This window comes from Streptomyces nanshensis (genome assembly GCF_001751255.1).
Lineage (GTDB): Bacteria > Actinomycetota > Actinomycetes > Streptomycetales > Streptomycetaceae > Streptomyces > Streptomyces nanshensis_A.
In genome coordinates this window covers 1-4,237 of record NZ_LJGW01000644.1, presented here as the reverse complement: position 1 = coordinate 4,237, position 4,237 = coordinate 1, and the positions used below count along the sequence as shown (strand labels likewise).

Annotated in this window: 2 protein-coding genes; both read right to left on the bottom strand. The window is 73.2% G+C overall.

Annotated elements, in window-relative coordinates; all coding sequences use genetic code 11:
* Positions 1-237: 237 nt before the first annotated feature.
* A complete protein-coding gene (locus AN218_RS30765; RefSeq protein ID WP_070020320.1) occupies positions 238-1,461 on the bottom strand; it encodes a methyltransferase domain-containing protein in 1,224 nt (407 codons plus the stop codon).
* A 227-nt stretch (positions 1,462-1,688) separates the two neighbouring features.
* Entirely contained in the window at positions 1,689-3,884 is a 2,196-nt protein-coding gene (locus AN218_RS30760; protein WP_070020319.1) for a LamG domain-containing protein, read from the bottom strand.
* Between the last annotated feature and the right edge of the window lie 353 nt (positions 3,885-4,237).

The window sequence follows — 4,237 nt, the reverse complement described above, 5'->3', positions numbered from 1 at the left end:
GAGGAGTACCTGATCACCGACGGCACCGGCCTCGCTGGCGCCGGCGCACACGCCTACTCCGTCGAGAACTCCGGCGACGACGCGTAGCCGTAGCCGTAGCCGGAACCGAAGCCGCCCGGGCCGCCTTCCGTCCGCCCCGACCGGAGGCGGCCCGGGTCCGTCCCGTCCGTCCCCTCCGTTACGTGCCGCGAAGTGCCAGTCCCCGGCGGGGAGTTCACGCCGTCTCCCGCGCCCTCTTCAGACGCCCGCGGGCCGCCCGTCCGGCACCGGGTTGCCCGGGGCGTCGAGCCAGACGTACTGGCCCTCGGGTCCCGTGGTGAGGCCGAAGCGGGTGCGCGGGGGAGATCCGGCCTCGCGCCACCACGTGTACGCCGCGGCGACCTCGTCCCACAACTGCCGTGGCCCGTACTGCCGGACGTCGTACGCGCGCGCGTCCGGGGCGAAGTCGACGGAGGCCCATGAGCCCCGGGCGGCGTCGGTGAGCCACAGCGTCCACTCGCCGTCCGAGCCGTGGCCGACGGCCTGGCGGCAGTCCGGCACCAGCACACCGGCGGTGAACGCGGCGTCGTCGTCGCCTAGTACGAGCCGGGGGTCGAGGCCGGTGCGGCTTTGTGCCGCCTCGTCACCGTGCCGGACGGCGGCCATCAGATCGCGCCGCGGGGCCTGGGCGCGGTCCCACATGAAGGCGCAGTCGCCGACGACCGGGCCGCTCGCGGCACGTTCACCGTCCGGGCCCCGCGGACCCTCCGCCTCGGCCGTGAGCCGTACCAGGACGCCGTTGTAGAGGCCCGTGCCCCACGGCAGCAGCAACACCCCGCCCGGCGCGGTCTGTTGGACGAGGCCGCGCGGGATGCGGTGCACGGCGTAGGTGACGATCACCCTGTCGTACGGAGCGCCCTGCGGGTGTCCGGCTCCCGCGTCGCCGGTGACGACGAGCGGGGCGCGGCCCGCGCGCTCCAGCGCCGTACGGGCGGCGTCGGCGAGGACGGGATCGACCTCGACCGTGGTGACGTTGCCGTCGCCGAGGCGGCAGGCGAGCAGGGCCGCGTTGAAGCCGGTGCCCGTTCCGGCCTCCAGGACCCGGTGCCCCTCCTCGGCTCCGAGTGCGGTGAGCATCCCGGCGACCAGACACGGCATGCTCGACGAACTCGTGGGCACGGACGGGCTGTCGGCCCCCTCGCCGCCGCTCCCGGGCTCGTCCTCGCCGCCCTCGTCGTCCTCGCCGTCACGGGCGGTCCCGTCCTCGACCTGTGTGACGAGCGCCGTGTCCGAATACACCGACTCCAGCCACCGCTGCGGCTCTTCCTCACGGACGAGGGGCCGATAGCCCTGCCCCTCGCGGATCCAGATCCGCGAGGGGATGAAGTCCTCCCGTCGCACCTGCCGGAAGACCTCCCGCCAGGCGTCGTCGAGATGCCCGGCGGCGAAGAGGTCCGCGGCGAGCTGTGCGGGGCCGTGCACGGCTCAGTCCTTCTTCGGCGGAGGCGGCGGCGGAATGGGCTTCTCCGGCTTGTGGCCGTCGCTCTCGGCCGGATCCTGCTTCCCTCGGTGCTTCCCCATCGTCAACCCCCGGTCGTCGTCGGCTGCATGACGCAGCGTTCCCCGGAGGCTAGCGATGTGAGCGGAGCGTGACGAGAGGTCCTTCGGCCACGCCACTCGAAGGGGGGCAAAGCCGTCCAGGACGTACGTCAGGACTTGCGCGCCAGCGTCCTCGCCTCGGCCGTCGACAGCGCACGGTCGAAGGCCCGTACCTCGTCGACCGTTCCCTGGAGCCCCTGGAAGAACTTGTTGTCCGACAGTCCGCGGCCCACCGCGAAGATGCCGTCCGACTCGAAGTCGTCCTCGTGCTCGGCCGTCGAGTTGAGCCGGCCGTCGACGTACAGCCGGAGCTGGTCGTTCTCGTCGTCGTAGACGCCGGTGAGCTGCGTCCACTGGCCGGCCCTGGGCTGGAAGACCGAGACGGCCTCGTCGCCGTCGGCGTCCGCCGGGTCCGACTCGGACGTCGGCATCCGCATCTCCCACCGCTTCTCGTCCGCGTCGTACTGGAGGGAGAAGCCGCTGGAGTCCGAGGCGTCCTGGCTCACGACCGTCTGCGAGACGTCCGTACGGTTCAGTTTCACGCGTGCCGAGACGGAGAAGCTGCCGCTGGTGTTGATCAGCGGTCCGCTCGACGCCACGAACTGCTGCCCGTCGAAGGCGAGTCCGCCGCCCTTGGTGGGGGTCGGCCGGGAGGCGCCGAAGAGCGTGCCGGCCCGGTTGTTGGACGAGCTGTCGGGCGTCACGCCGTCGCCGTCCACGTCGTTGAAGAGCCATGCGACGCTCGCGCCCTTGACGGACGGCCGGGCCGTACGGGTCGGCGTCGGCTTCGGCTCGGGACGGGTCTTGGTGGCCGTCGGCTTGGGCCGTGCCGTGGCCTTGTCCGACTTCGTGGGGCTCGGCGAGCTGGACGTCGGCGCGACCTTGGGCGTCGCCGCCGGTGCCTCGCCCTGCTGCTTGCCCTGCTTCTGGGCCTGCGGCTCGGTGTCGTCGTCGTCGAAGGGCCCCACGACGGCGAAAGCGGCGGCGACGGCGCAGACGCCGGCGACCGCCGCACTCTTCACGACCAGGTCGGTGCGTCTTCTGCCCTTGCCCGGCAGGCCGTTGCCGTCGACGTCCGCCGCCGCGTGGCGTCCCTTGCCGGCCATCGCCGGACCGGCGACGCTCCTGCTCGCGGTGGGGAAGGCGGGCAGGGGGCTCTCCGGCCGGAAGACGGCGGGCTCGAATCCGCCGGGCTCGACCCCGGCGGGCTGGAAGGCGGCGGGCAGCGCCGGAAGTGCGGGCTGCGCGGGCGCGGGTCCGTGCGGCGGCGAGGGGAAGAGCTGCGCGGGATGCGGCGTTCCGGGTGTCTCACCCGGTGCGCCGGGCATCCCCGGCATCCCCGGCACGGCGGGGAAGGGCGCACTCTGCGCCGGCGGCGCGGCCGGTCCCGGACTGCCCGGCGTCCCCGGCATGAAGAACTGCTGTGTGGTCCGGTCCTCGGTGCTGTCCGCGGTGATCAGACCGGCGGCGTACTCCGCCCCGCCCCACGGCAGCAGCGACTCCGCCAGCAGCGCGCCGCAGTCGTGCCGCAGCCGCCCGAGGTCGGAGACGGCCTGGGCGCAGCGGCGGCACTGCTCCAGATGCGGGGTCAGTGCGGTGGAGGTCTCACCGGAGTGCCCGTCGACGTACGCGAGCAGCAACTGGTGGTACGGACGGCACTCGTACGGGATCGCGTCCTGGAGGACCTGGATGTAGCTGTAGTACAGCTCGCCCTGCGCGGGACCGGTCATCTCCGGCACCTCGGCCGGGTTCACACCGGTCAACCGGCCGGTGAGCGCGCTGCCTTCGTGCTCGACCGCCCGGTGCCACACGATCGTCTGGCTGCGGTACGACAGGTTCGCGTACGCGCGGGCCACCAGCGAGGGGCGCCGGAATCCGGCGGTCGCGGTGTTCAGCAGCATCACCGGGCCGTTGGCGTCGATCCAGTCGGCCAACCGCCGGTTCACCAGGGGACGTTGGGAGCCGCGCACCCAGGCGGAGGCGGTGCGCAGCACCGAGGAGAGCACGCAGGGGCGTACGGCGCCGGTCACGCTGCCGTTCACCCGCTGCCGCAGGGCCTCCTGCCACGCCTCGTACGCCATGTCGTCGGCGGCCGTCGCGTGGACGGCGCAGGCGGACGCGAAGCTCCGTACGGGGTGGAAGTGTCGTTGTTCCAGCTCGTGCAGCGCTGAGAAGTAGGGCTCTCCCCCTTCCCGTATGAGACGGAGCAGTTCGGCATCTGTCAGGCGTACGCAATCCATCCGTATCCCCCTGATCGTCTCCCGGCGGTTCGCGGCCTCCGTGGCCGCTGCGGGATCGCGGGTCACGGGACGAGTGCTTCACGCACGGGCCGGCGCCGGACGGGGCGCCGAAGTCATGGGCGGTCGTTCCGTAGTCCAGCGCAAACGGGCGGGGAACGCCAGCATGAGCGCAGCCTGTGACAAGAGTCTGTGGGGGTGGGGGAGGGGTTGGTGGCGAGAGGTGGCGATTCGTCCCCGCGGCCCCTCGCGTCGCAGGCGGGAGGCCCCGCGGACGGCCGCGCTCAGGCGGTGTCCCATACGCGGGCGTTCGTCCCGTCGGCCTCGGCGGCGCGGGTCGTCGCGTCCCGTGCGGGGTGCGCCGCGCGGGGCGAACGGCGCGGTGCCGTAGGGGAGTCCGCGGCCCTCTCGTCCCTGCGGCG